Origin of the sequence: Mycobacterium sp. AZCC_0083, from assembly GCF_014202335.1 — a bacterium.
In the GTDB taxonomy this organism is placed as follows: Bacteria; Actinomycetota; Actinomycetes; order Mycobacteriales; family Mycobacteriaceae; genus Mycobacterium.
The window spans coordinates 1-26,594 of sequence record NZ_JACHGP010000014.1 but is presented as its reverse complement, the minus strand read 5'-3'; the positions used below and the strand labels follow the sequence as shown (position 1 = coordinate 26,594).

Below are 26,594 nucleotides of genomic sequence, written 5' to 3'. Positions count from 1 at the left end.
TTGACGGGCTGTAGGTCAAGACAATTGGGTGCGGTGACAGCCATGGACTACTACCGTCTTCACCATGCGGGTGGCGATGATGACACGGGAGTATCCGCCCGAGGTGTACGGCGGTGCGGGGGTGCATGTCACCGAGCTCGTCGCACAACTTCGGCATCTATGCGAGGTCGACGTGCACTGCATGGGCGCGCCACGCGACGGCGCCTTCGTGGCGCAGCCCGATCCCGCGCTGCTCGGCGCCAACCCGGCTCTGTCGACGCTGTCGGCCGACCTGGTGATGGTGAACGCCGCCGCCTCGGCGACGGTCGTGCACTCCCACACCTGGTACACCGGGATGGCAGGCCACCTCGCCGCGCTGTTGCACGGCGTTCCCCATGTGCTGACCGCGCATTCGCTCGAGCCGATGCGGCCGTGGAAGGCCGAACAGCTCGGTGGCGGCTACCGCGTGTCGTCGTGGGTGGAGCGCACGGCAGTGGAGGGCGCCGACGCCGTGATCGCGGTGAGCGCAGGCATGCGAGAAGACGTGCTGAGAACCTATCCGGCACTGGACCCCAACCGGGTGCACGTCGTGAAGAACGGCATCGACACCGACGTCTGGTACCCCGTTGCGGACGCGAGGAGCAAGACAGGAGATGCGCCGCAACCGGGTGACTCGGTGCTCGCCGACCTCGGCGTCGACCTGACGAAACCGATCGTGGCGTTCGTCGGCAGGATCACCCGGCAGAAGGGCGTCGCGCACCTCGTCGCGGCGGCGCACCGGTTCGCGCCGGACGTTCAGCTGGTGCTGTGCGCGGGCGCGCCGGACACCCCCGAGATCGCGGCCGAGGTCGCGGCGGCGGTTCAGGCTCTTGCCGAGGTACGCGCCGGGGTGTTCTGGGTGCGGGAGATGTTGCCGACCCCGAAGATTCGCGAAATACTATCGGCTGCAACGGTTTTCGTCTGCCCGTCGGTCTACGAGCCGCTGGGCATCGTGAACCTGGAGGCGATGGCGTGCGAGACGGCGGTCGTCGCTTCGGACGTCGGTGGCATTCCCGAGGTGGTGGCCGACCAGAAGACCGGGCTACTCGTGCACTACGACCCGGACGACACCGCGTCCTTCGAGGCCGGGCTCGCCGACGGGGTGAACGCGCTTGCCGCCGACCCGGGTCGGGCCCAGCGCTACGGGCAGACGGGACGCCAGCGCTGTATCGATGAATTCTCCTGGGCGCACATCGCCGAGCAGACACTCGACATCTATCGAAAAATCGCCTCGTAGCGATCTCGGTGCACTGAGCGCACGCATCCCCCCGCGTGCTACGGCACTAGCTGGTGACGCCCTTGAGCTCGTCGCCGAGGGCTGCGGCTTCGTCCGGAGTCAGTTCGACGACAAGACGCCCGCCACCCTCCAGTGGTACCCGCATAACGATGCCACGCCCCTCCTTGGTTGCTTCCAACGGACCGTCGCCGGTCCGGGGCTTCATCGCCGCCATCGACTGCTCCCTCTCCGAACGTGCGGACCCGCGTGAGCGGATCCCTCCAGCCGGGACTGCCACCCGTCGGCAGCTCCCAGCACTGAACTGCAACTGAACTTCCTACATTGTTCCCTATGACGGGCCTTCGATGTGCAAAGACCCGGCCAAGGGTGCTCGCGCGGCGTCGCCACGACGGCGCTCAGGCCTCGACGGCTACCCAGCACGACGCGAGGTGGTCGTCGACCATTCCAGTGGCCTGCATCAGCGCGTAGGCAGTGGTAGGGCCGACGAACTTGAACCCGCGGCGCTTCAGTTCCTTTGCCATCGCCGTGGACTCGGGAGTGACCGCGGGCACACCGGCCGAGTCGACGGGACGAGGCCGCGCAGGCGGAGCGAACGACCACAGCAACTCGCTCAGATCGGCGTCCAGGTCGGCGACCGCGCGAGCATTGGCGATGGTGGCTTCGACCTTGGCGCGGTTGCGGACGATCCCGGTGTCGGCCATCAGCCGCTCGACGTCGCGTTCGGTGAATCGGGCCACCTTCGAGACGTCGAACTGCCTGAAGGCACGCCGAAAGTTCTCCCGCTTGCGCAGGATGATCAACCACGACAGCCCACTCTGGAACGCCTCAAGCGACATCCGCTCGAACAGTTCCCGAGTTCCCCGCAGCCGGCGGCCCCACTCGTAGTCGTGGTAGTCGCGGTACATGACGGAATCGGGAGCGGCGGAACGTGATCCGGTGAAGTCGGCCCAAGTGCAGCGAATCCGCCCGTCCTCCTCGACGGAGACGGTCATCAGTTGATCCGTTCTTCATCGGGCAACGCGTGCGCGCCCTCGTGCACCTCTTCGCCGGTCTCTTCTTCTCCGGTCTCGCTGGTGTCCTCGTCGAGGGACTGCACGGCACGCACCGAGTCGAGCTGACCACGCAGCAGATCGAGCTCCTGGCCCAACCGGTCGAGCACCCAGTCGACCTCGCTGGTCTTGTAGCCGCGCAGCGTCTGGGTGAATTTCACGGCGTCGACGTCGGACGCGGTCACCCCCGATGCGGGCAACACCGTTGCGGTGGTCCCCCTCGGCAGCGGCGGCAACCGCTCGCCGCGGCCGAACAGCACGCTGCCAAGACCGAACAGCACGGTGGCCACCAGGATGAGCACGACCAGGTACAGCAGAATCAAGGTCACGGCATCGATACTGCCTGAGTGCTACGACGCGGCACGCGTTGGGCAGTTACCTGGGGCGCAGGGTAGCCATCGGCGGGCGGTCGGCCAGCGACACCGTCGACGTGCGGGCGGTGTAGTCCTCACCGTCGGCGAAGAACTGGGTGAGGCCCATTCCGGAATCGGGGACGCCGCACCGGGACAGCAGCGTGGCGATCACCTGCCTGCTCATCGACGCGAGCTCGGTGATCGGCCGGTTGCGGTGGGTCCGCACGCCGAGGTTCACCTGCGCGATGGCGTCGAGACCCAGCCGGTCGTAGGTGTCGATCAAGAGGCCGATCTCGACGCCGTAGGCCGGCGCGAACGGCACCGACGTCAGCAGTTCGCGGGTGCCTGCGTACTCGCCGCCCAGCGGCTGCAGCAGACAGGTCAACTCCGGGCGCAGCGCGGCGAGCAGGGGCCGTGCGACGAGTTCGGTGACGCGGCCTCCGCCGTTGGCGTCCTCCCTGCCGCTCACCTTCAGCGGGCGGCGGTAGAAACCCTTGACCAGGTGTACGCCGTCAGTCGTCAGCAGCGGACCGAGCAACTTGGGCACGAACATCGGGTCCGGATCGATGAGATCGGAGTCGACGAACACCACCAGGTCGCCGGTGGTCGCGGCGAGCGACCGCCACAGCACCTCGCCCTTGCCGGGCTGTGGCTCGACCTCGGGCAACGCGGCCTCGCGGCTGATCACCTTGGCGCCTGCCGCGAGGGCCCGGATCTCGGTGTCGTCGGTCGAGCCGGAATCCAGCACGACCACCTCGTCGACCAGCCCACCGAGCAGCGGCGTGATGGTCTCGACCACCGAGCCGACGGTGTCCTCCTCGTTGAGCGCGGGCAGGACCACCGAGACCGTCCGTCCGGCCTTGGCCGCCTCGAGTTCGGCGATGGTCCACGTGGGCCTGCGCCATGTGTGATCGGTCAGCCAGCGGTGGCCAGCTACTACGTCGGCGGCGAGATCAGGTGTCAACGTCATGCCAGTCCCCTCGTGGTCCGCGTCGGTGGACGCACCCCTTGGATCGACGCGACCATTTCCAGTACGCGCCGAGTGGGACCGACCTCGTGCACGCGGAACATGGCAGCCCCCGCCTCGGCGGCCAGTGCCGTCGCTGCCAGGGTGCCCTCCAGGCGTTCGGTCAACCCCACACCCAGAGTTTCCCCGACGAAATCCTTGTTGCTGAGAGCCATCAGGACGGGCCATCCAGTGTTAACAAGGTCTTTTACCTGGCGCAACAAACTAAGACCATGGTGAGTGTTCTTACCAAAATCGTGCGTCGGATCGATCAATACGGCGTCCCGCGCGACACCCGCAGCAACCGCGCGTTCGGCCGCAGCGGTGACTTCGGCGATCACGTCGTCGACGACACCGCGCTCCGACACCCCGTAATTCACCCGAAACGGCCTGGTCCGCGGCGTCGCGCCACCCGTGTGTGAGCACACCAGGCCCGCGCCGAACTCGGCGGCGACGTCGGGCAACCCGGGATCGGCCCCGGCCCAGGTGTCGTTGATCAGGTCGGCGCCCGCCGCGCAGGCCTGTTTTGCCACCGCCGCGCGCCAGGTATCGACGCTGATCAGCTGGTCGGGGAAGGTGCCACGGAGCCATTCGATGAACGGCACGACGCGGGCGGTCTCCTCGTCGGCGTCGACGTCGCTGCCAGGGCCTGCCTTGACGCCTCCGACGTCGATGACGTCGGCACCGTCCTCGACCGCCCGGTAAGCGGCTGCCTTGGCCGCGTCGTCGGTGAACGTCGCGCCACGGTCATAGAACGAGTCCGGCGTCCGGTTCACGATCGCCATGATCAGCGCGCGATCGGCCGCGACGGGTCGGCCCAAGAACGTGGACTGCACGCTTCCAGGCTACGGGCGCGTCACCTACACGCGATTTGTGCACGTGCAGTTGCGTTCAGGACTTGGGGCGCTGCCCGTCCAAGACCTCGGCGGGGTACTCGTCGTAGAACGGCACGTAGCCCTCGTCGCGGCCGGCCAGCACGTACAACGGGTCATCCCCCGTGTCAGCGGTGTCGTAGCCCTGCTTGCGCAGGTCGACCTTTTGATTCTTGAACGTCGAGGTGTGCGCCAGGGTCTCGACGACCCGCGCGAACAGCGGCACCGCGTAGGCGGGCAGGTGCCCGTAGGCGGCGCTGGCCAGCGCCTTGCCGTCGAACTCCTCGCCCTCCTTGAGCTGGATGGCCACCATGCCCGCACGTCCACCCGCGCCGGGCACCTCGACGCCGAACACCGTGCACTCCTCAACCTGCGAGTCCGTCGACACCGCGGCTTCGACCTCGGTGGTGGCAACGTTCTCGCCCTTCCACCGGAACGTGTCGCCGAGGCGGTCGGTGAACGCCGCGTGCCCGAATCCCTGCGAGCGCATCAGGTCGCCGGTGTTGAACCAGACGTCACCGTCCTTGAACGCGTTGCGGACGAGCTTCTTCTCGGTCGCGGCTTTGTCGGTATAGCCGTCGAACGGCTGAAAGCTGCTGACCTTGGACAGCAGCAGGCCCGGCTGCCCCGTCTTCACCTTGTGGACGCGGCCGTCCTGGCCGCGCTTCGGTTCGCCCGACTCGTCGTCGTACTCGACGAAGGCGATGGGCGACGGGCAGATACCCGTCGTCTTGTCCACGTTGAACACGTTGAGGAACGCGGTGTTGCCCTCGCTCGCGCCGTAGAACTCGCACACCCGCGGGATGCCGAAGCGGTTGGTGAAGTCGTCCCAGATAGCTGGACGCAACCCGTTGCCCGCGATGACCCGTACGCGGTGTCGGCGGTCGGTCGGCTTCGGTGGCTGGTTGAGTAGGTAGGCGCAGACCTCGCCGATGTAGACGAAGGCGGTTGCGTCGTATCGGATGACTTCGTCCCAGAACTTCGAGGCCGAGAACGACTTGCCAAGCGCCAGTGCAGATCCCGAGTTGAGCACCGACGACAGCGCCACCGTGAGTGCGTTGTTGTGGTAGAGCGGCAGGCAGCAGTACAGGGTGTCGTCACTGGTCAGCCGCATGCCGAGGCCGCCGAACCCGGCGAGCGCCCGCAGCCAGCGGTAGTGCGTCATCACGCTGGCCTTCGGCATGCCGGTCGTGCCCGAGGTGAAGATGTAGAACGCCTTGTCCTTGGCCAGCACCGCCGCCGTCGTGGCCGGGTTGGTGGTCGGCGCGGTGACGGCGAGCTGTTGCAACTCGTCGACCGTCATCAGCCCGGTGGTGTCGGCGCCGCTCTCCCCGATCAACTCGATGAGATCGGTCTCGGCCACCACTGCCCTTGCGCCGAGCAGACCAATGCTGTGCGCCAGCACCTTCCCGCGCTGGTGATAGTTCAACATCCCGGCAACGGCACCGCACTTGACCACGGCGAGCATCAGCAACACCGATTGCGGCGAGTTGCGCAGCATGACGCCGACCACGTCACCGTGACCGACGCCGCGCGCGGCCAGCACTGCGGCGTAGCGGTTGACCGTCTCGTTGGACTCGCGGTAGGTCAGTTGCTCGTCGCCGAACTTGATGAAGACCTTGCCGCCGTAGCGGGCGGCACGGTCCTGGAATACCTTGCCGATGGACGTCTTGGCCGTCGGCCTCGCCCCGAATCCGGTGATCACGCCGCGCAAGATGGTCGGCGCATCCATCAGCAGACCGGGCAGGCGAGGCGCGATGTCCAACAGGCCGACGCTGCCGCGGGTCCCCGATTTCTCGTCACTCATGGCGCTCAACCCTAGTGGGCACGGAGTTCGCCGGTGACGGCCGTCACCCGGCCGGAGCGCATGCGGCCAACGCCGCATCGACGTCGTCGACCACGACGAGCCGATCCAGTGCATCAGGGCCGACGTAACCCGTCTTGGCGAGGCCGCGCAGCCACTCCAACAAGCCCTCATAGTGGCCGATCGGGTCGAGCATCACCAGCGGCTTGCCGTGCATGCCGAGGTACCCGGCCGTCCAGGCCTCGAAGAACTCCTCGAGCGTGCCGATCCCGCCGGGCAGCACGATGAAGGCGTCCGCGCGGTCCTCCATGACCTGCTTCCGCTCGCGCATGGTGTCGGTGACGATCAGCTCGTCGGCGTCGACATCGGCGAGTTCGCGGTGCACCAGGGCCTTCGGAATCACGCCGACCGTCTTGCCGTTGTGTGCTCGCGCGGCGCTGGCCAGCGCGCCCATCGCCGAGACGTTGCCCCCGCCCGACACCAGCGTCCAGCCGCGGTTGGCGATCGCGGCACCGACCCCGGTCGCCAGCGCCAGCAACTCGGGATGCTTCGGCCCCGACGCGCAGTACACGCACACGGCCCACGGGCGGTCCTTCGTTTCCGAGCTCTCAACGTCTTCTGGCACGCCGCCAACCTTAGGGAGCGCGGCAACTGGATTTCTGGCACGGCCGACATTTGGCGCATTCGTCGGTCCGGCCGCTCGGGCGCACCATAGGATCCGGCGGTGCCTGTCGAGTGGGTGACCGCGCCGGAGGAACCGTTGCTCGGCCAGCTCGAAGCGGCCGTTCGCAGCCGTGCCGGAGCCATGCTCGTTGGGCCGGCCGGGGTTGGCAAGACGTCACTGGCCCGTGCGGCCGTCGCGAATCTCGCCGATGAGTTCGGCCGCGTCGCGACGGTCACCGGAACCGTCGCCGAGTCGGCTGTGCCGTTTGCTGCGTTCGGCGATCTGATCGAGATCTCCGACACCGGAAAGACGGCGGCGGTGCTGCGCAGGGCGCGCGAGTCCATCGGCGATGGCGTGTTGTTGTTCGTCGACGACGCCCATGCCCTTGACCGGCTGTCCGCGGCATTGGTGTACCAGCTCGGGGTGAGCGGTGCGGCGCGGCTGATTGTGGTGACCGACTCCGACGAGTCGATGCCGGACGGGTTGTCGACGTTGGTGCGCGATCAGCTGGTGGCCCAGATCGACGTTCTGCCAACCGGATACGACGCGCGCGCGCTGGACGAACAGGTGAGCGCGTTCGTCGCAGGACTGCCGGAGCCCGCGCGGGCGGTGCTGGAGTTCGTGGCCGTATACGAACCGCTGCCCGTCGCCGTGCTCGCCGATCTGGTGGGCGCCGAGGCGGTTTCGGCCGCGGCCTCTGCGGGTGCGGTGGTGGTCGACGGCGACGACGTACGGCCCGCCCATCCGGCGTTCGCACGCGCGGCCCGCATCCATCTTGACCCCGGGCGGGAACGACGCGCGCGCACCGAACTCGTCGAAAAGCTGCCCGCCACAACGAATGTCGTCGAGCGGTTGCGGCGCGCGGTGCTGACGCTACACAGCGACCGGCCGCTGCCCGTCATCGAACTCGTCGCGGTCGCCGACGAGGCGTTGCGGCTCGGCGACCTGGGGCTCAGCGAGCGGTTCGGGCGGGCGGCGTTGGCCGACGGGGGCTTGGCGGCCAGGCTGCCGTTGGCCTACGCACTGGCCTGGCAGGGCCGCGGCCGCGACGCCGACGCCGTGCTCGCCGACGTCGATCCGGCGGCGTTGACGGAGACCGAGTTGATGGCGTGGGCGCTGCCGCGGGCGGCCAACCAGTTCTGGATGCTGTCCGAGCCGGAGCGGGCGACGGCGTTCCTGCAGAGCACCCGCAACCGGGTGACGACGCCGACGGCACGCACCACGCTCGATGCCCTGTCGGCGACGTTCGCGATGAACGCGGGCAGTCCGAGCCGGGCCATGCAGGTCGCCACCGAAGTGCTCGCGTCGCCCGACGCCGACGACACGGCGGTCGGCTGGGCTTCGGCGGCAGCCGCATTGAGTTCGGCCCGGATGGGTCTGTTCGCCGGCGTCGATGGTTTGGCGGAGCGAGCGGTGACCGCCGGGCATCCCGGCCTGCTGCGGTTCACCTCCGGCTTCGGGCAGACGACCGCCCGCTTGTTGGACGGCCAGTTGGACGACGCTCAGGCGTTGGCTCAGCGACTCCTCGACTACACCCAGAGCCAACAACCCGGGCGCGCGATCGGCGAGGTGTTGGTGGCCGACGTGCTGATCGCACGGGGTGAGCTCGACGAGGCAATCACGCTGCTGCGTGGTGCCGCCGCGGCCCTGGCGCCGACCGGCTATTCGTGGGGCCCGCTGGCCTGGATGATGTTGGCGCAGGCGCTCGGTCAGCAGGGGCAGACCGCTGAGGCGGGTCGCACGCTGGCCAGGGCGGAGGCCCGGCACGGGCTGAAGTCCATGTTGTTCGCCCCCGAACTGTACTTGGCCAAGGCGTGGACATGTGCCTCCCGGCGCGACGGCCACGGTGCGATCAATGCGGCCAGGGAAGCCGCCCGCGCGGCCGAGCGGGGCGGCCAGTCGGCGGTGGCGCTGCGCGCACTGCACGACGCGGTGCGACTCGGCGACGTCCGCGCGGCCGACGGCATTGCCCGCCTCAGCCTGGATTGCACTGTCGGCAGGCTCGCCCTCGATCACGGGCGCGCCCTGGCCGCCGGCGACGCCGCCGCGCTGGACTCGGTGGCGGCAGCGTTCGACGGGATTGGCATGCAGGGCGCGGCATCCGACGCAGCGGCGCAGGCCGATCGGGCGCGGAAATAGGTGCATTTGCGGACGTCGGCCGGCGATTAGAATCGGACGAAAGCAATCGAGTGAGGTGTTCGGGTGAGCGTCCTTGACGCCTTCTTGTCAACGTGGTCGAACGCGAAGGCAACTTTTGGCGAGGGCAGCCCGCTGACCGGCGATCGATATGACGGCAGCAGTCAGCTCCGTCAACTGCAGGGCAACCTCGAAGCTGCGGCGCCCGGATCGCGCTGGACCGGCGCCGCGGCCGATGCCTACGGCACGGCGAATGCCGACCACGGCAAGGTGCTCGGGCAACTCGCCGGACTCGATCAGCGCCTCGGCGCCCAGATAGATCAGTCCTCGCAGGTGGTCGCGACGGGCCGCAACGATCTAGACGCGGTCCGCAAGTGGGTGGTGGACGCAGCTGCCGCCGTGCCCAATGGTGCGAACCGCGAGCAGACCCTGATGCCCATCGTCTCCAGGGGGCTAAGTCAGGTCACCGACATCGTCTCGAAGTCCAATGAGGACCTCGTGCAGATCGGTGCAACGATCAGTGCCCTCGGCAGCGAATATGCGGCGTTGGGCGATCAGAAGGTCAACATCTCCGGGGGATTCGACCATGAATGAACCGCTCTACGTCCAGGCCGATGGCCTGCGCACCTTCTCCCAGGTCCACGACGAGGTCGTGTCCGCGCTGTCCCAGATCATGGGTTCGGCCGCATCGGAGGCGCTCGGCGTCGAGACCTCGCACGGGCCGATCGCGTCAGCGGTGAGCAGCGCACTGAGCCAGGTCCTCGGCAGCCGCGGGGGCTCGTTGCAGGCCACGTCGACCTCCGGCGAGACCATCTCTGCGCTGCTGCAGAAGGCCGCTCAGTTGTACGAACAGGGTGACCAGCAGGGTGCCGACACGCTCAGGAAAGCGGCAGAGGCGTTGCAGGCCAACGAGGCTGGCGGCGGGGGCGGTGCCGCAGGTGCCGGCGCGGCAGGCGCAGGGACCGGAGGCGCGGCAGGCGGCGGTGCCGAACAGATGGGCCAGATCGCAGGTCAGGTCGGGCAGCAGGTCGGCCAGATCGCCCAGGGTATCGCCCAAGCGCTGCAACAAATCCCGCAGCAGGTCATGCAGGGCGTCCAGGGCATCGTTCAGTCGGCCACCCAGGCTGCCGGGGCGGCGGGTGCCGGAGCCACAGGCGCCAAGGCCGACGACAAGGACAAGCCCGAAGACAAGGAACCCAAGACCGACGAACGCAAGGACGATCCGCCCATCAAGCGCGCCGAGGCCGAACCCGGGAAATCCGCCGAGCAAGGCAAAGCCCCCGAAACGCTGCCGGAGGTGAAGCGGGCCGAGCCCGCGCAGACCCGTCCGCAGCAGTCGCCGCCGGTCTAGACGAGCCGTCCGTCGGCGAGCACCATGCGCCGTTGCACCCCGATCGCGTCGAGGAAGCTCTCGTCGTGGCTGACCACCACGAAGGCTCCCCGATACGAGTTCAGCGCCGCTTCCAACTGACCGACGCTGACCAGGTCGAGGTTGTTGGTCGGCTCGTCGAGCAGCAGCAATTGCGGCGCCGGCTCGGCGTTCAACACGCAGACCAACGTCGCCCGCAACCGTTCGCCACCCGATAGCGCCCCCACCGGCAGATGGATGTGGTCACCGCGAAACAAGAACTGCGCCAACAGATGCATGCGCCGAGTGTGGGTCAGGCTCGGTGCGAACACGGCGAGACTCTCGGCCACGGTGCGGTCGGGGTCGAGCAGGTCCAGCCGTTGGGACAGGTAGGCGATCCTGCCGTCGGCGCGCTGCACGTCGCCCTGCTCCGGCTGCAAGTCACCAGTGATGATCCGCAGCAGCGTCGATTTGCCCGCACCATTGGGACCGGTCAGCGCGATCCGCTCCGGGCCACGGATGTCCACGTCGATACCGTTGTCCTCGAATACCTTTCGCCCTCTCCTGCTGATCTGAACACCGCGCGCGGCGAGGACGGTCCGCCCGACGGGTACGTCGGTGTCGGGCAGGTCCAGCACGATGGCGTCGTCGTCGCGCAACGCGCGTTCGGCGTTGTCGAACCGTGCCCTGGCGTCGTCGATCCGCTTGGCGTGCACGTCGTCCGAGCGGGCGGCCGACTCCTGGGCATCGCGCTTGAGCTTGCCCGCCACGATCTTGGGTATTCCAGCGTCCTTGACGTTGCGGGCCGCGGTACCCGAACGTCGTGCGGCGCGCTCCCTGGCCTGCTGCATCTGGCGCTTCTCACGCTTGAGCATCAACTCCGCGTTGCGGACGTCCGACACAGCGGCACGTTGCGCGGCGTCGACGGCGTTCTCATACTCGGTGAAAGTGCCTCCGTAGAAGACGATCTCACCCCGATGCAGCTCGGCGATCCGGTCCATCCGGTCCAGAAGCACCCGGTCGTGACTGACCACCAGCAAGGTGCCGCCGAAGTCGTCGAGCGCGCCGTACAGGCGGTGCCTTGCGTCGACGTCGAGGTTGTTGGTCGGCTCATCGAGCAGCAGTACGTCGGGCCGCCTGAGAAGTTGAGCGGCCAGGCCGACCGACACCACCTCTCCGCCGCTGAGCGATCCCAACGGCCGATCCAGCGCGAGGCCTGCCAACCCGAGCCGGTCGAGCTGGGCGCGCAACCGCTCCTCGACGTCCCAGTCGTCGCCGATCGCGGCGAAGACCTCCTCGGAGGCGTCGCCGTCGGCGAGTGCGGCGAGCGCGGCGATGACGGGGGCGACGCCGAGGACGTCGGCGACGGTCCGGTCGGCGTCGAAGGGCAACGTCTGCGGCAGGTAACCCAGAATGCCGGCGGCGGTGACGGCGCCTGCAGTGGGCCGGTACTCGCCGGTGATGAGCCGCAGCAGCGTGCTCTTACCTGCACCGTTGGGCGCGACGAGACCGGTGCGGCCACCGGGAATCGTGAACGACAGGTCGGTGAACAGCGGTGTGTCGTCGGGCCAGCCGAACGACAGATGTGAGGAAACGATGGACAAGAGGGAGCACTCTCGGTGAGGTCCGCGGCATCGAGCCACGGCATGCGGAATGGACGACCAACACGAGCTCCGGGTTATCCGGAGATGTCGTCTCCCAGCATGTTTACGGCCCACCTCTGTTCGATTACGCGTACGCCAGCCATGTTAGCGCCGTCAGGCAAGCAGATATTTCCGCAGCATCTCGGTGGCCGCGGTGATCTGGTCGACCTGCACGTGCTCGTCGACGCGGTGGGCGAGGTTCGGGTCGCCCGGCCCGTAGTTCACGGCAGGGATGCCCAGCGCCGCGAACCGGGCCACGTCGGTCCAGCCGTATTTGGCGCGCACCTGTCCGCCTGCGGCCTCGATCAGCGCCGCCGCGGCCGGGTTGGTCAGACCGGGTAGGGCGCCTGGCGCAGCGTCGGTCTGCTCGATGTCGACGTCGAGGCCGTCCAGCACGTCCTGCACGTGTGTCAGTGCCTGCTCGACGCTGCGGTCCGGCGCGAACCGGAAGTTCACCGTGACGGACGCGGCGTCGGGGATCACGTTGCCCGCGATCCCGCCGTCGATGCGGACGGCGGAGAGCCCCTCACGGTAGGTGCAGCCGTCGATGTCGACGTTGCGGGGCCGATAGCTCGACAGCCGCTCCAGCACCTTGCCCAGTTTGTGAATGGCGTTGTCGCCCAGCCACGATCGCGCGGAATGCGATCGCGTGCCCGCGGCCCCGACCACGACGCGGAGGGTGCCCTGGCAGCCCGCCTCGATGAATCCCCCCGACGGCTCGCCGAGGATCGCCACGTCGGCGCGTAGCCAGTCGGGTAGTTCGCGTTCGATCCGCCCGAGGCCGTTCGCGCTCGACTCGATCTCCTCGCAGTCGTACATCACCAGCGTGATGTCGTGCGACGGGTCGGCGACGGTGGCGGCCAGGTGCAGGAACACCGCGTCGCCCGACTTCATGTCGGACGTGCCGCAGCCGTACAGCTCGCCTCCCCCGGTACCCGAGACGAAGCGGCTTGGCACGTTGTCCGCGGCGGGCACGGTGTCGATGTGCCCGGCCAGCATCACCCGTGACGGCCTTCCGAGGTTGGTGCGGGCCAGCACGGCGTTGCCGTTGCGGATCACCTCGAAGCCGGTGGCCTGTTCGCGCAGGGCGGCCTCGATCTCGTCGGCGATGCGCTGTTCGTGGCGCGATTCGCTGGGAATGTCCACCAGCGCCGCCGTCAGCGCAATCGGATCAGCGCGTAGATCGAGCACACCTCAAGGCTAGATGGTGCCCGGGAATAGACGGATCAATCCAGGACTTGTAACCACCACTAGACAGACAGGTCTACTCAATCAAGGAGTCAGAGATGACGCAAGACACCGAGCAGGTCGCTCTCGTCACTGGTGCGACGTCGGGCATCGGCAAGGCCGTGGCACTCGACCTGGCGCGCGACGGGTTCGACGTGATCGTGCACGGACGCGACGCCACCCGCGGTGCCGCGACGGTCAAGGAAATCGAGGCCGAGGGCGGACACGCCCGGTTCGTGGCTGCCAACCTCGGCGATGCCAACGCGGTCGTCGCACTCGCGCAGGCGGCGGGAGAGGTCGAGGTGCTGGTGAACAATGGTGGCTTCTCCTGGTTTGGACCGTCAGCCGAATTGGACACGGCCACGTTCGACGACCTGTTCGCCAGCAATGTGCGTGCCGCATACCAGCTGGTCGCGGCACTGGCTCCCGGGATGGCCGCGCGCGGCCACGGAAGCATCGTCAGCGTCGACAGCATGGCCGGGCACGTTGGTCTGGCCGGCGGCGCGGCGTACGGCGCGACCAAAGCGGCGCTGACGGCGATGACGAGGGCATGGGCGGCCGAGTTCAGCCCGTCGGGCGTGCGCGTCAACACCGTGGCTCCAGGCCCGGTGTTCACCGACGATTCCAAGCGCGACCTCATCGAGAACCTCGCCACCACAACCCTGTTCAAGCGAGGCGCGCAACCCGAGGAGATCTCCGGAGTGGTCGCGTTCCTCGCCTCACCAAAGGCCAGTTACATCACCGGCGCGGTCATCCCGATCGACGGCGGCCGGACGGCGGTGTGACGACGTGACCGATACCTACGAGCCAAGCCCGAGCGACCGCGTACGCGAACAAGTTTCGCTGTACGAGGCGACCGACGGACGCGACGGTGGCACACTGGAGGGCCGACCGGTCGTGATCCTCACCACTGTCGGCGCCAAGACTGGCAACATCCGCAAGAACCCCGTCATGCGAATCAAGGAGGGCGACGTCTACGTCGCGGTCGCGTCCAACGCGGGAGCCACCTCCCACCCCGCGTGGTACCGCAACATCGTCGCGCATCCTGAACTGTCACTGCAGGACGGCGCTACCGTGCTCCGCGTGCGGGCCCGCGAGGTACACGGTGACGAGAAAGCCAGCTGGTGGAAGGTCGCCGAACGGGATTGGCCGCACTTCCCGGAGTACCGCGCCAAGGCGGGTGACCGCGAGATCCCGGTCATGCTGCTCGAACCCGTCGCTGCCGAAGAAGGGTGAGCAGATGGCCACCACGACGGACGGGAACGACATCGAGCGGCGACCGGCCCGCGCACGGTTGCTCGATGCCGCCAACGAACTCTTCTACAACGAAGGAACACAGACGGTCGGCATCGACCGGATCATCGAACGCGCAGGTGTGGCAAAGGCGTCGCTCTACAACACCTTCGGCAGCAAGGAAGAGCTGGTGAAGGCGTACCTGCAGTCCCGTCACGCGCGCACCACCGAGAGACTCAACGCAGCGGTCGATCGGCACACCGATTCCGTCGAGCGCTTGCTGGCGGTCTTCGAAGCTCAAGGCGAGACCTTTGCCCAGCCCGACTTCCGCGGATGCGCGTTCATCTCGGCCAGCGCCGAAGCACCGGCAGGGGGGCTGATCGAGCGGGCGGCCGACGAGTACCGCCACGACGTTCGCGCACTGCTCATCCGACTGGCGCGAGAAGCGGGTGCTCGTGACCCGGCGAACCTCGCCCATCAGCTTCATCTGCTCTACGACGGCGCCGGAATCAACGCGTGGATGGACCACGACCCAGCCGCCGCAGTCGCCGCGCGCGCCGCCGCCGCAACGCTGCTCGATGGTCAGATCCAGTAGCCTTTGACGACGTGACTTCTGCATCTGGCGTCGGCGTGGCCACCATCGCGGCCGACGGAACGGTTCTCGATACGTGGTTCCCCGAACCGGAGCTCGGTACCGACGGCCTGTCGGGCACGACGCGACTCTCGGTGGCCGAGGTCACCGAGGAGCTGGGCGCCCTGGCCGGCCGCGACGACGAACGCCACGTCGAGACGGTCGTGGTGCGCACCACCATCGCGTCGCTCGACGACATGCCCGCCGACGCCTACGACGCCTACCTGCGGCTGCACCTCCTCTCACACCGCCTGGTCACCCCGCACGGCGCCAACATGGACGGCATCTTCGGCGTCCTGGCCAACGTGGTGTGGACGAACTACGGACCGTGCGCGGTGGAGGGCTTCGAGCTGACCCGCGCCCGGCTGCGTCGCCGCGGACCGGTCACGGTCTACGGCATCGACAAGTTCCCAAGGATGGTCGACTACGTGGTGCCGACGGGTGTTCGCATCGCCGACGCGGGCCGTGTGCGGCTCGGCGCGCACCTGGCATCGGGCACGACGGTGATGCACGAGGGCTTCGTCAACTACAACGCAGGCACGCTCGGCACGTCGATGGTCGAGGGCCGGATCTCGGCGGGCGTGGTGGTCGACGACGGCTCCGACGTCGGCGGCGGCGCATCGATCATGGGCACATTGTCCGGTGGCGGCAAGGAAGTGATCTCGGTCGGCAAGCGCTGCCTGCTCGGCGCGAACTCCGGGCTGGGCATCTCGCTCGGCGACGACTGCGTGATCGAGGCGGGTTTGTACGTCACCGGCGGAACCAAGGTGACCACATCGGACGGTCAAACCGTCAAGGCCAAGGACCTCTCCGGCACGAACAACCTTCTGTTCCGACGCAATTCACTGTCCGGCGCAGTCGAGGTGGTCGCCCGCGACGGCCGCGGCATCACGCTCAACGAGGCACTGCACGCCAACTGACGCGTCACCCGCAGCGCGGAGTCACCCTCAGCATTGCCACACCGTGCCCCGGCACCGTCGCCTCGACGTCTCCGGTGGTGGTCGCGTCGGTGTGTGCCCACAGATCGCGCACGGCGAAGCAGTTGGCAGCGGAAAGGCCGATCGTCGTTGCGTCGGTGCGAATCGAGACGGGGCCCGGGTCCGCATTGAACAGCGCCACCGCCGCTGCGCCGTCGGCGAGTGGCTTCACGATCACCCGGTCGTCGTTCGGCAGCGGGAGGCCTTGCACCAGGAGCGAATCCTGATCGACGGCGATCACGTCGCGATTGGTCAGGATGTCGCGGGTCTGCTGGGTCATGGAGCGGACGTCGTTGCCCGCGAGCAGCGGCGCGGCCAGCATGGCCCACAGCGAGAAGTGCGCGCGCTGCTCGGCATCGGTCAGATCGGGTCGCGGCGGCCCCAGCACCATCGTGGGGTGGGTCGTGGCGAACGCGGCCCACGGGATGCCGACCACCAGCATGTCGGGGTCGTTGACGTGGGCCGGGCCGCTGCGCGGCGCCACCGGGCCCGCCGCGGTGAACTCCTGGCTGACGCCGGCGACACCCTCCGACCACAGGTCGGCATCGCCCCAGGCCGGCACCAGGTCGCTGCCGTCGCGGCTCACGTCGGCGATGTGGGACCAGTCGTACTCGGACCCGGCGTCGGGATCACCGGAGCTGTTGGGGTTGATGCTGTAGACGATGTGACGACCGCTGGCGCGCAACGCATCTCGCATCGCGAGGAAGTACTCCACCTGCTCGCTGTGCCCGCCCTGCAGCCGGCACCAGTCGTACTTGAGGTAGTCAACGCCCCAGTTGGCGAACGCCTGCGCGTCGGCCCGTTCGTGACCGGCCGCCCCGATGCGCGGATCCTGTCCGCAGCCCTGGTTGAACGGGCTGTGGTAGATGCCCAGGTACATCCCGCGGACGTGAGCGTACTGCGCAAGCGCGGCGATGCCGTGCGGAAACCGCTCCGGGTCGGCGCGCAGATTGCCGTCGGCGTCGCGGGTCGGGGCCGCCCAGCCGGCGTCGAGATTGACGTACCGGTACCCGGCGTCGCGCATGCCCGAGGACACCATCGCGTCGATGGTCTGCTCGACGGTCCGCTCGGTCAGCGGTATGCCGGAATTCCACGAGTTCCAGCCCATCGGCGGCGCCTGCACCAGAGGTGCCTCCGGCGTCGGCGACGTACACGCGGCGAGCACGCCGATGCACAACACCAGGCACGAGAGTCGACGCACGCGGCCATCCTGACATCGCAGTCTGCGAGCCAGGATCGAAGCTCCTGTGCGCTTCGTTCGGGGTTGCGGCTCAGTCGCGGGCGGCGAGGATGCAGAACTCGTTGCCCTCGGGGTCGGCAAGCACCACCCACGACTGCTCGCCCTGACCGATGTCGACGTGCCGCGCCCCGAGCGCGACGACCCGGTCCACTTCGGCCTGTTGATCGTCGGGCCGGAAGTCGAAGTGGATGCGGTTCTTCACGACCTTGTCCTCGGGCACCGCGATGAAGAGCCAGATGGGGCCAGCGCTGGGCGGGGTCAGCAGCACCACGTCGCCGTCGTCGTCCAGTTCCTGGGGCCAGCCAAGCACCTGCGACCACCACGCGGCGAGCGCGGTGACGTCGTGGGCATCGATGCAGATCTCGTCGAACTTCAGCGTCATGTGAGCAACTCCTTCTTCAGAACCTTGCCCATCGCGTTGCGGGGCAAGGCAGCGACGATCCGCACCTCGCGGGGCCGCTTGTGCACTGAAAGTTGTTGTGCGACGAAGTCGATCAGGTCGGCCGGCTCGGCGTCGCCGACGACGAACGCGACGATCCGCTGGCCGAGGTCGTCGTCGGGAACGCCGACCACCGCCACCTCGCTCACGCCCGGGTGCCCGAGCAGCGCGGTCTCGATCTCGCCTGCACCGACCCGGTAGCCGCCCGACTTGATCAGGTCGACGGACTCGCGGCCGACGATGCGGTGCATACCCGAGCCGTCGACCACCGCTACGTCGCCGGTCCGGTACCACCCGTCGGCGTCGAGGACCTCCGCGGTGGCCTCCGGCCGGTTCAGGTATCCGTCGAAGAGCATCGGGCCCCGAACCTCAAGGCGCCCAATGGTTTCGCCGTCGTGCGCCACCTCTGCGCCGTCGTCGTCGATCAGCCTGCTCGACACCCCGGCCAGCGGAAGTCCGACCCAGCCTGGCCGTCGTTCCCCGTCAGCGAGGGTGCTCAAGGCGATCAACGCCTCGGTGCTTCCGTAGCGCTCAACGGGTGCGTGGCCGGTGAGCCGGACGAGCTCGTCGAACACCGGCACCGGCAGGGGTGCGCTGCCCGACACCAGCAGCCGCGCAGGAGCCAGCGCCTTCGCGGCGTTCGAGTTGCCGACGATGCGCGACCAGACCGTCGGCACCCCGAAGTACAGCGATCCGCGTGCCTCGGCGTATGCCTCGGGTGTTGGTCTTCCGGTGTGCACCAGGCGATTTCCGATCCGCAACGACCCGAGCAGCCCGAGCACCAGGCCGTGCACGTGGAACAGCGGCAGGCCATGCACGAGCGTGTCGTCGGGTGTCCACTGCCACGCCTGCGCCAACGCGTCGATGTCGGCGGCGATCGCTCGTCGGCTGATCACCACGCCCTTGGGTGGACCGGTCGTCCCCGAGGTGTAGATGACCAGCGCGGTGGCGTCGGGCGCTGGCTCCTGGTAACGGTGCCATGACCGGGCGTGCAGCCGGACCGGGACGTGCGGCAGGCCCTCGGTTTCCTCAGGCAGCTCCCCCAACCATGCCTGTGCACCGGAATCGGTGAGGATGTGACGGCGTTCGGCGGCACCGACGTCGGAGGGCACCGGCACGAGGGCGACACCCGCGATCAGGCAGCCGACGACGGCGAGCACCGTCGACGCGGTCGGCGTGGCCAGCACGGCGACGCGCCGCGCACCCGCAATGCGTTCGGCCACCGATGTCGCCCCACCGACGAGGTCGCTGCGACTCAGCGTCGCTCCATCGATGCGTACGGCGTCGGCGATGTCCAGTCCCCTGGCAACTGCGGCGGGGTTCAACGAGGCCAGCAGCACGACTGCGAGGCTACCCGCTGCACCTCATCCGTCGAGACGTAGCGCAGGTTGACGGGGCATTCACTGAGCTTGCCGATTACGCTGGGGCGACCAGTGAGCGCAACGTTGACCCTGGTCCAAAATCTGTTTGGAGGAGACCTATGCGTTGGCGGCTGCCGAATCGGGCGATGACGGGAATGGCGATCGTCTCTGTGGCGCTGCTCGTAAACGGTTGTGAGGCGACGGCCGGTGGTAGTCCACCGACCGCTGAGAACACCCCGCAGGCACCCGTCAGCGCACCGGAGGCTCCGCTGCCCGAAGCCCCACCCAACCAGTCGGCGGCGCCGTTCGACGGACTCGACGCCCGCGTCCGTCAGGCCACCGCCGACGCGGCGAAGTCCGGCGCCAACCTCGAGACCGTGGTGTTGGACCGCGACACCGGCCAGACCGTCTCCAACGGGGTCAACAAGCCCTTCCCGATCGCGTCCGTCGTGAAGCTGTTCATCGCCGACGACCTGCTGCTGCAGGTGTCGCAGGGCAAGACGACACTATCCCCTGCCGACCGCGCGTCGCTCGACGTCATGCTGCGCTCCTCCGACGACAGCGCGGCGCAGAACTTCTGGGACCGCAGCGGCGGAAACGCCATCATCGCGCGCGTCAAGGCGCGGTACGGATTACCGGGCACCACGGCGCCCTACAACTCGCACTGGGACGTCACCACAAGTACCGCAAGCGATCTCGTCCACTACTACGACATGCTGTTGGCCGGTACCGGAGGGCTGCCACCCGAACAGGCCAACGTCATCATCGGCGACCTCGCGCAATCCACACCGACGGGAACCGACGGGTACCCGCAGCGGTTCGGCATCCCCGAGGCGCTCTTTGCCGAGCCGGTCGCGGTCAAGCAGGGCTGGTTCTGCTGCTGGAGCGGCGCCAACCAGTTGCACGTGTCCACCGGCATCATCGGACCCGATCACCGCTACGTGATGGCGATCAGCTCCCTCGATCCCACCAGTGCCGCAGCCGCCCGCACGAATATGACTCAGGCCGTCAAGACGATGTTCCCGGGCGGCAGGATCTAGCGCCGCTGGATTCGAACGGTTGGGATTTCCCAGCGGTTGCGAGGCCCTCGGGCCGGACGTGGCGGTGGCCGTGGCAATGAATGTTTCGGCCGCGCGTCACCTTGATCGCGAACCGGACACGGCCCGCCGACGCAACACAGATAACAGCAGCCACATTGTTAACGTCGCCCAGTGCTGGACTCTCTCGGGACTACCGACCTACGGCCATCGCGCCCGGTTTCCCGGCGCGACGCACTGCGCTACGTCGCCGCTGCGTCGGCGCTGGCCGGGCTGGGTGCGGCAGCAGCAGCTGCCGGCGCGCCCGCGGCGTCGGCCGCCGCTCCCACACTGATCGACTACGCCATGCGCCAGATTCCGGCCCGAGACATCCGGGCCGCAGGCCACTCCGGGGTGATCAACTACGTCTCGACGTCGCGTCCGGGCTCGTCCTTCGGCGCCAAGCCGATCACCCTGCCCTACGCGCAGTCACTGACCGCCGCTGGGCTGGCGATCGTCAGCAACTACCAATACGGCAAGCCGGGCGGGACCGCACCGTCGGACTTCACCCGCGGGTATGCCGGAGGCGTCGCCGACGCTCGCACCGCCTGGCAGTTGCATACCGCCGCAGGTGGCGGCAAGAGTGCACCGATCTACTTCAGCGTCGATGACGACGTCAACCGCGACGCCTGGAACAACGTTGTGCTGCCGTGGTTTCGGGGGATCAACTCGGTGATCGGCGCTCAGCGCACCGGCATCTACGGCGGCATCAATGCGTGCCAATGGGCCACTGCCGACGGAGTGATCGGACGCTCACAATCGCCCGGCCACGTCTGGGCATGGCAGACGCGGTCGTGGTCACGCGGCCAGATCTACCCCGCCGCCGTTCTCTATCAGCGTGTGGTGAGCACCGCGTCGAATCCTGGCCCGGTGGTTGGCGGACTCGAAGTCGACGTCAGCGACGCCCTGGCTCAAGATGTCGGCCAGTGGAACCTGCATCCGTGAGGTCCTAACCCACCCAAGCCGACCACTCCGATGTTCGTGCCGCAGCGGCGCTCGGCCGAGAACCGAGCCATCCGTCAGCGTGTACTGGACGGTGGCCAGCACTGACGGCGGTACGATTCTGCCGATCGTGTGGCTTCTCAAAGCCAGTGTCCACTCACGGGACTGAACGTCCTGTCGAACTCTCGACCGCCCGTTTTCCGGGCATCGACCCTTCACCGCGGCAGGGCCGCCGCACTCACCGACAGATGCGAACCGATGTCAGGCCGGCCGTCTACCATTCCTCCGGCACCCCTCCCGGCATCGATGGAAAGGACGACGAGTGAGTTACACCGCCGCCGACATCACCGAACTCGACGATGTCCAGCACACACGCCTGCGGCCGGCGGTCAACCTCGGTCTGGACGTGCTCAACACCGCGTTGCGCGAACTGGTCGACAACGCGATCGAAGAGGTCGCCGATCCCAGCCACGGTGGAGCATGCGTGACGATCACCTTGCACGCCGACGGCTCGGTCAGCGTCGCCGACGACGGCCGCGGCCTGCCCATCGACTCCGACCCGGTGAACGGGAAGAACGGCATCGTCAAGACGCTGGGTACCGCCCGGGCGGGTGGCAAGTTCTCCGCGCACACCGACGCAGCCAGCACCGGCGCCGGCCTGAACGGAATCGGCGCCGCCGCAGCGGTGTTCATCTCCGCCCGGACCGACGTGACGGTGCGCCGGGCCGGAAAGACCTACCTTCAGAGTTTCGGCGGCGGCTACCCCGGCGTGTTCGACGGCAAGGACTTCGACCCGAACGCCCCGTTCACCCGCGCCGACGCCCAGAAACTGCGCGGCACCGGCAATCGCAAACCCGACGCGCACGGCACGACGGTACGCATCCTGTTCGACCCGGCCGTGGTGCCGGATTCCAGCGTGGACATCAACGAGGTACTGCTGCGGGCGCACGCCGCAGCCCGCATGTCGCCAGGGGTGCACCTGATCGTCGCCGACGAAGGCTGGCCGGGCGACGTGCTGCGGCCCGAGTTGCTCGAACCGTTCAACGGCCCATGGGGCACCGACACCCTGCTGGACCTCATGTGCGTCGCCGCCGGCACTCCGGTGCCCGGCGTGCGGGCCGCGGTGGACGGCCGCGGTGAGTACACCACCGGCCGGGGCCCGACGCCGTTCCGGTGGTCGTTGACCGCCGGACCTGCCGAACCGGCGACTGTCGCCGCGTTCTGCAACACCGTACGAACCCCGGGCGGCGGATCCCATCTGACGGCCGCGGTGAAGGGGTTGTCCGAAGCGTTGGCCGACCGCGCGTCCCGCATCCGCGATCTGGGCCTGGCCAAAGGCGAGGACGGCCCGGAAGCACAGGACTTCGCCGCGGTCACAGCGTTGGCCGTCGATACCCGCGCTCCCGATGTGTCATGGGATTCCCAGGCCAAGACCGCGGTGTCCTCCCGGTCGTTGAACCTGGCGATGGCCCCGGATGTGGCGCGCGGCGTCACCATCTGGGCGGCCAACCCCTCCAACGGCGACACAGTGTCGCTGTGGACCAAGCTGGCGCTGGAGGCGGCCCGGGCACGGCGCAGCGCCGAGGGCGCGAAGGCCCGATCCCGCGCGGCATCGAAGGCCAAAGGCCTTGGCACGAATCTGTCGCTGCCGACGAAGCTGCTACCCAGCCGGGAGACCGGACGGGGTTCGGGTGCCGAGCTGTTCCTGTGCGAGGGTGATTCTGCGCTAAGCACCATCAAAGCGGCGCGAGACGCCACCTTCCAGGCGGCTTTCCCGCTGAAGGGCAAGCCGCCCAACGTCTACGGGTTCACCCTGAGCAAGGCGCGGGTCAAGGACGAGTTCGACTCGATCGAGCGCATCCTGGGCTGCGGGGTGCGTGACCACTGCGACCCGGAACTGTGCCGCTATGACCGGATCCTGTTCGCCTCCGACGCCGACCCCGACGGCGGCAACATCAACTCGAGCCTGATCTCGATGTTCCTGGACTTCTACCGGCCACTCGTCGAAGCCGGGATGGTCTACGTAACGCTGCCACCGCTGTTCGTGGTCAAGGACGGCACGCAACGGATCTACTGCCAGGACGAGTCCGAACGCGATGCTGCCGTGGTTCAGTTGAAGGCCACCTCCAAACGCAAGGTGGAGGTGCAGCGGAACAAGGGTCTCGGCGAGATGGATGCCGATGACTTCTGGAACACCGTGCTGGATCCGCAGCGGCGCACCGTGATTCGGGTGCATCTCGATGACGGTGAAGCGGAACTGCACCACACCTTGTTCGGCGGACCGCCAGAGGGCAGGCGCACGTGGATGGCCGATATCGCCGCCCGCGTCGACACTGCCGCGCTGGACCTGACGTAGGAGATCGACGTGACCGCCATCATCGAGCAAAATCCCGACCTGGTGCTCGACCAGAGCGCCGATGATTACTGGAACCACTACCAGCTGACCTTCGCGCTCTACAGCGTCAGTGACCGCGCCATCCCGTCGGCGTTCGACGGGCTCAAGCCGGGCCAGCGGCGCCTGCTGTATCAGATGCACGATTCCAGGCTGCTGCCCGGCAACAAGCCACAGAAGTCCTCGAAGGTCTGCTCCGCGGTCACCGGCAACCTGCATCCGCACGGCGGCGCGTCGATGTACGGGGCCGCGGCGCTGATGGCAGCCGAGTTCCAGCGCGTGAAAGTGATTGACGGACAAGGTGCTTTCCCTCGGATCCAGGGTGACATCCCCGCGGCCGATCGCTACACCGAGATGCGGCTGTCCGCACCCGGCGCGGCACTGACCGCCGAACTCGACGATCACGCCGTACCGATGGTGCAGACGTTCGACGGTGAGTGGACCGAACCGACGATGCTGCCGGCACAGTGGCCGGCGCTGCTCTGCAACGGCGCGATGGGCATCGCGGAAGGCTGGGCCACCAAGGTGCCCGCGCACAATCCGCGCGAGATCATGGCCGCCTGCCGGGCGCTTCTGGCCAGGCCGAACACAACTGACGACACCTTGATGAAGCTCATTCCCGGGCCCGACTGGGGATGCGGTGCCACCGTGGTCGGCACGGCCGGGCTGCGGGAGTACATCACGACCGGGCGCGGGCAACTCACGGTACGCGGCACGGTGTCGGTGGACGGCAAGAACGTCATCGTCACCGAGCTGCCGCCCGGGGTCGCGAGTAACACTGTGCAGGAGAGAATTCGAGCGTTGGTCGAATCCGGGGAGATGTCGGGTGTGGCCGATATGTCCGATCTGACCGACCGCCGCAACGGGCTGCGCATCGTGGTCACGGCCAAACGCGGCCAAAGCGCCGAGACGATCCGCGATCAGCTGCTCGCCCTCACTCCGCTGGAATCGACGTTCGCTGCCAGCCTGGTCGCGCTCGACGAGGACCGGGTGCCGCGCTGGTGGACGGTGCGCGAGCTGATCGGCGCTTTCCTGCACCTGCGCGATTCGGTGGTGTTGCGGCGCAGTGAATACCGGCTGGAGAAGGTCACGGCACGGCGTCACTTGGTAGCCGGCCTGATGACCATCCATCTGGATATCGACGCCGCGGTGGCGGTGATCCGTGGGTCCGACACCGTCGACGACGCCCGACAGGGGCTGCAGGAGCGGTTCTCGATCGACGAAGAGCAAGCCAATTACGTTCTGGCTCTGCAACTTCGCCGACTGACCAAGCTCGACGTCATCGAACTGCAAGCCGAAGCGGACAAACTGGACGCCGAGTTCGTCGAGCTCACCGAGCTGGTGACCAATCCCGATGCGCGCCGAAAGGTGATCGACCAGGAGTTGGTGGAAACCGCAAAACTGTTCAAAGGCCCCGAGTTCGATCGCCGGACCGTCCTGGACGCATCGGCCAGCCCGGTGACGTCTGGGTCCGATGACGACGGCGCACGCGAGCGGAAGGTGAACACCTCCTGGCGTCTTGACGACCGCGGTGTCTTTTCCGACAGCCACGGTGAGCTGCTGACGACGGGTCTGGGTTGGGCAGTGTGGACCGACGGTCGGATCAAGTTCACCAACGGGAGCGGCTTACCGTTCAAGATCCGCGACATCCCGGTGGCACCGGATATCACCGGGCTGCTGCGATCGGGAGTGCTGGCGCCCGGCTCTCATCTGGCGCTGGTGACGCGGCGTGGGAAGGTGCTGCGCATCGACCCCGCCGCGGTGAATCCGCAGGGCGCTGCCGGCAACGGCGTGGCCGGAGTGAAGCTGGCGGCGGAAGCCGACGAGGTCATCGCCGCGCTGCCACTCACGTGTGAGAACGGCGAGGCCATGCTGTCCATCTCCGAAAAGGGCTGGAAAGTAACCGAAGTCGCCGATATCCCCGTGAAGGGCCGCGGTGGCGCCGGCGTCGGGTTCCACCCGTTCGTCCACGGCGAGGGTGCACTGCTCTCGGCGTCGGTCTCTGCGACCGGGTTCGCGCGCGGCAAGAAGGCCGTGCGGGCCGAGAACCGGGCGAAGGCGTCGGTCAAGGGGTCCGGTGAGGACGTAACACCGGCCGAGTAGGCGGCACGGATCTCGCAACCGTGCTGTGGGTGTCTCTCCTCCCCCGAACTCCACGGTCTCTCCGCCCGAGGAAACCACCAGGTTCTAGAGACCGCCTATTACGCTCAACACCGGAGCGCAGCCGCCGGCTGAGTTCTGCGATCAGAAAGTCGCGGCGGTCGAGTGCCCCAGCGTTACCGCATCCGCCCCCGACTACCGCCAGATTCCTTTCCGGCCTTCACGCGTAGGAGCCGCAAATGACCCGATCGGTGTCCCCACGATTCTGGCTAGCGCGGATCCGGCCGGTGGTGGTCGCAGTGACGGCCACGGCAATGGTGGCGTCGGCTGCGTGCTCATCTACGGTCCCGGTGACTTCTGGTGGGTCGGCGACATCAAGCGCGCCGGCCAGCACTCCACTCTCACATGCGGTCGCAACCCAGCTCGATGACGCGATCGGTCAGGCCATGACAAAGGTATCGATCCCCGGGGCAATAGTCGGCATCTGGGGTCCGGCGGGAAACTATGTGCGGACCTTCGGTGTCGCCGACAAGGCGACCGGTGCGCCTATGTCAACCGACATGTATATCCGAATCGGCAGCGTGACAAAAACATTCACCATTACCGCCCTGCTGCAACTGGTCGATCAGGGGAAGCTGGCGCTCGACGATCCGATCTCGAAGTACATGTCCGGCGTACCGTCGGGCGACCAGATCACGCTGCGCGAGCTGGCCCAGATGCGCAGCGGACTGATCACATTCGATGACGTGACGCAGTTCTCCGATCCATACATAGCCGACCCACACAAATCCTTTACTCCTGCCCAGTTGCTCGGCTACGCACTCGACAAACCGCTACAGTTCCCAC

The 26,594-nt window shown here is 67.8% G+C and carries 25 protein-coding genes; 13 read left to right on the top strand and 12 right to left on the bottom strand.

What is annotated here, in order from left to right:
* The first annotated feature begins 64 nt into the window (after positions 1-64).
* Positions 65-1,255 carry a glycogen synthase gene (gene glgA / locus HNP02_RS29825; RefSeq protein WP_184444257.1) on the top strand — a complete coding sequence of 397 codons (1,191 nt, stop codon included), beginning with the start codon at positions 65-67 and terminating at the stop codon, positions 1,253-1,255.
* 46 nt (positions 1,256-1,301) lie between these two features.
* Here the strand turns inward: glgA and HNP02_RS29820 are convergent, their stop codons facing one another.
* The 7 genes from HNP02_RS29820 to HNP02_RS29790 form a co-directional block, all read right to left on the bottom strand.
* The gene (locus tag HNP02_RS29820) at positions 1,302-1,469 is read right to left on the bottom strand and encodes a DUF3117 domain-containing protein (RefSeq protein ID WP_003406247.1); all 168 of its coding nucleotides are present in this window, start codon (positions 1,467-1,469) and stop codon (positions 1,302-1,304) included.
* Positions 1,470-1,650: 181 nt separating this feature from the next.
* A complete protein-coding gene (locus tag HNP02_RS29815; RefSeq protein WP_184444256.1) occupies positions 1,651-2,247 on the bottom strand; it encodes a DNA-3-methyladenine glycosylase I in 597 nt (198 codons plus the stop codon).
* Positions 2,247-2,633, bottom strand: coding sequence for a DivIVA domain-containing protein (locus HNP02_RS29810; RefSeq protein ID WP_184444255.1), 387 nt, complete (start codon positions 2,631-2,633; stop codon positions 2,247-2,249). Before HNP02_RS29810 ends, HNP02_RS29815 begins: the two co-directional genes overlap by 1 nt.
* A 46-nt stretch (positions 2,634-2,679) precedes the next feature.
* Positions 2,680-3,627 (bottom strand): glucosyl-3-phosphoglycerate synthase, encoded by a 948-nt coding sequence (locus HNP02_RS29805; RefSeq protein WP_184444254.1) that lies wholly within the window; start codon positions 3,625-3,627, stop codon positions 2,680-2,682.
* Positions 3,624-4,448: a dihydropteroate synthase gene (gene folP / locus HNP02_RS29800; protein WP_221318221.1), complete on the bottom strand. Its 825-nt coding sequence runs from the start codon at positions 4,446-4,448 to the stop codon at positions 3,624-3,626. Before folP ends, HNP02_RS29805 begins: the two co-directional genes overlap by 4 nt.
* A gap of 106 nt (positions 4,449-4,554) precedes the next feature.
* Entirely contained in the window at positions 4,555-6,342 is a 1,788-nt protein-coding gene (gene fadD6 / locus HNP02_RS29795) for a long-chain-acyl-CoA synthetase FadD6 (protein ID WP_184444252.1), read from the bottom strand.
* Between the two features lie 43 nt (positions 6,343-6,385).
* A complete protein-coding gene (locus tag HNP02_RS29790; protein ID WP_184444251.1) occupies positions 6,386-6,964 on the bottom strand; it encodes a TIGR00730 family Rossman fold protein in 579 nt (192 codons plus the stop codon).
* 99 nt (positions 6,965-7,063) lie between these two features.
* Here HNP02_RS29790 and HNP02_RS29785 point away from each other — a divergent pair, with 99 nt between their 5' ends.
* From HNP02_RS29785 to HNP02_RS29775, 3 genes are all read left to right on the top strand, one after another.
* The gene (locus HNP02_RS29785; protein WP_184444250.1) at positions 7,064-9,142 is read left to right on the top strand and encodes an AAA family ATPase; all 2,079 of its coding nucleotides are present in this window, start codon (positions 7,064-7,066) and stop codon (positions 9,140-9,142) included.
* Positions 9,143-9,205: 63 nt separating this feature from the next.
* Positions 9,206-9,733, top strand: coding sequence for an EspA/EspE family type VII secretion system effector (locus HNP02_RS29780; RefSeq protein ID WP_184444249.1), 528 nt, complete (start codon positions 9,206-9,208; stop codon positions 9,731-9,733).
* On the top strand, positions 9,726-10,490 hold the full coding sequence (locus HNP02_RS29775) for an ESX-1 secretion-associated protein (protein WP_184444248.1): 765 nt from the start codon (positions 9,726-9,728) through the stop codon (positions 10,488-10,490). Before HNP02_RS29780 ends, HNP02_RS29775 begins: the two co-directional genes overlap by 8 nt.
* On the opposite strand, the gene HNP02_RS29770 is transcribed toward HNP02_RS29775, so the two are convergent.
* Together HNP02_RS29770 and dapE are read right to left on the bottom strand one after the other, a co-directional pair.
* A complete protein-coding gene (locus HNP02_RS29770) occupies positions 10,487-12,091 on the bottom strand; it encodes an ABC-F family ATP-binding cassette domain-containing protein (protein ID WP_184444247.1) in 1,605 nt (534 codons plus the stop codon). The two genes, HNP02_RS29775 and HNP02_RS29770, sit on opposite strands and share 4 nt — an antisense overlap.
* Before the next feature lie 153 nt (positions 12,092-12,244).
* Positions 12,245-13,321 carry a succinyl-diaminopimelate desuccinylase gene (dapE, locus tag HNP02_RS29765; RefSeq protein WP_184444246.1) on the bottom strand — a complete coding sequence of 359 codons (1,077 nt, stop codon included), beginning with the start codon at positions 13,319-13,321 and terminating at the stop codon, positions 12,245-12,247.
* 95 nt (positions 13,322-13,416) lie between these two features.
* On the opposite strand from dapE, the gene HNP02_RS29760 reads away from it, so the two are divergent.
* The 4 genes from HNP02_RS29760 to dapD are packed head-to-tail and all read left to right on the top strand — an operon-like array spanning position 13,417 to position 16,141.
* Complete coding sequence (locus tag HNP02_RS29760; RefSeq protein ID WP_184444245.1) at positions 13,417-14,142, top strand: SDR family NAD(P)-dependent oxidoreductase; 726 nt, start codon at positions 13,417-13,419, stop codon at positions 14,140-14,142.
* Positions 14,143-14,146: 4 nt separating this feature from the next.
* Positions 14,147-14,593, top strand: coding sequence for a nitroreductase family deazaflavin-dependent oxidoreductase (locus tag HNP02_RS29755; RefSeq protein WP_184444244.1), 447 nt, complete (start codon positions 14,147-14,149; stop codon positions 14,591-14,593).
* Between the two features lie 4 nt (positions 14,594-14,597).
* Positions 14,598-15,185 (top strand): TetR/AcrR family transcriptional regulator, encoded by a 588-nt coding sequence (locus HNP02_RS29750; RefSeq protein WP_184444243.1) that lies wholly within the window; start codon positions 14,598-14,600, stop codon positions 15,183-15,185.
* 11 nt (positions 15,186-15,196) lie between these two features.
* Entirely contained in the window at positions 15,197-16,141 is a 945-nt protein-coding gene (dapD, locus tag HNP02_RS29745; RefSeq protein ID WP_184444242.1) for a 2,3,4,5-tetrahydropyridine-2,6-dicarboxylate N-succinyltransferase, read from the top strand.
* Between the two features lie 4 nt (positions 16,142-16,145).
* On the opposite strand, the gene HNP02_RS29740 is transcribed toward dapD, so the two are convergent.
* The 3 genes from HNP02_RS29740 to HNP02_RS29730 all read right to left on the bottom strand — a co-directional run bounded on the left by HNP02_RS29740 (position 16,146) and on the right by HNP02_RS29730 (position 19,217).
* Positions 16,146-17,399 carry a glycoside hydrolase family 27 protein gene (locus HNP02_RS29740; RefSeq protein ID WP_184444241.1) on the bottom strand — a complete coding sequence of 418 codons (1,254 nt, stop codon included), beginning with the start codon at positions 17,397-17,399 and terminating at the stop codon, positions 16,146-16,148.
* Between the two features lie 70 nt (positions 17,400-17,469).
* On the bottom strand, positions 17,470-17,820 hold the full coding sequence (locus HNP02_RS29735; protein WP_184444240.1) for a VOC family protein: 351 nt from the start codon (positions 17,818-17,820) through the stop codon (positions 17,470-17,472).
* Positions 17,817-19,217 carry an acyl-CoA synthetase gene (locus HNP02_RS29730; protein WP_184444239.1) on the bottom strand — a complete coding sequence of 467 codons (1,401 nt, stop codon included), beginning with the start codon at positions 19,215-19,217 and terminating at the stop codon, positions 17,817-17,819. The genes HNP02_RS29735 and HNP02_RS29730 overlap by 4 nt, the downstream gene beginning before the upstream one ends.
* A 140-nt stretch (positions 19,218-19,357) precedes the next feature.
* Between HNP02_RS29730 and HNP02_RS29725 the strand changes: the two genes are divergently transcribed.
* The 5 genes from HNP02_RS29725 to HNP02_RS29705 all read left to right on the top strand — a co-directional run.
* On the top strand, positions 19,358-20,278 hold the full coding sequence (locus HNP02_RS29725; protein ID WP_184444238.1) for a serine hydrolase: 921 nt from the start codon (positions 19,358-19,360) through the stop codon (positions 20,276-20,278).
* A gap of 171 nt (positions 20,279-20,449) precedes the next feature.
* Positions 20,450-21,259, top strand: coding sequence for a DUF1906 domain-containing protein (locus HNP02_RS29720; RefSeq protein WP_184444237.1), 810 nt, complete (start codon positions 20,450-20,452; stop codon positions 21,257-21,259).
* Between the two features lie 319 nt (positions 21,260-21,578).
* Complete coding sequence (locus HNP02_RS29715; protein WP_184444236.1) at positions 21,579-23,612, top strand: toprim domain-containing protein; 2,034 nt, start codon at positions 21,579-21,581, stop codon at positions 23,610-23,612.
* 9 nt (positions 23,613-23,621) lie between these two features.
* Positions 23,622-25,751, top strand: coding sequence for a DNA gyrase subunit A (locus tag HNP02_RS29710; RefSeq protein WP_184444235.1), 2,130 nt, complete (start codon positions 23,622-23,624; stop codon positions 25,749-25,751).
* 296 nt (positions 25,752-26,047) lie between these two features.
* A partial coding sequence (locus HNP02_RS29705) for a serine hydrolase domain-containing protein (protein WP_309241739.1) occupies positions 26,048-26,594 on the top strand: 547 nt, incomplete at its 3' end.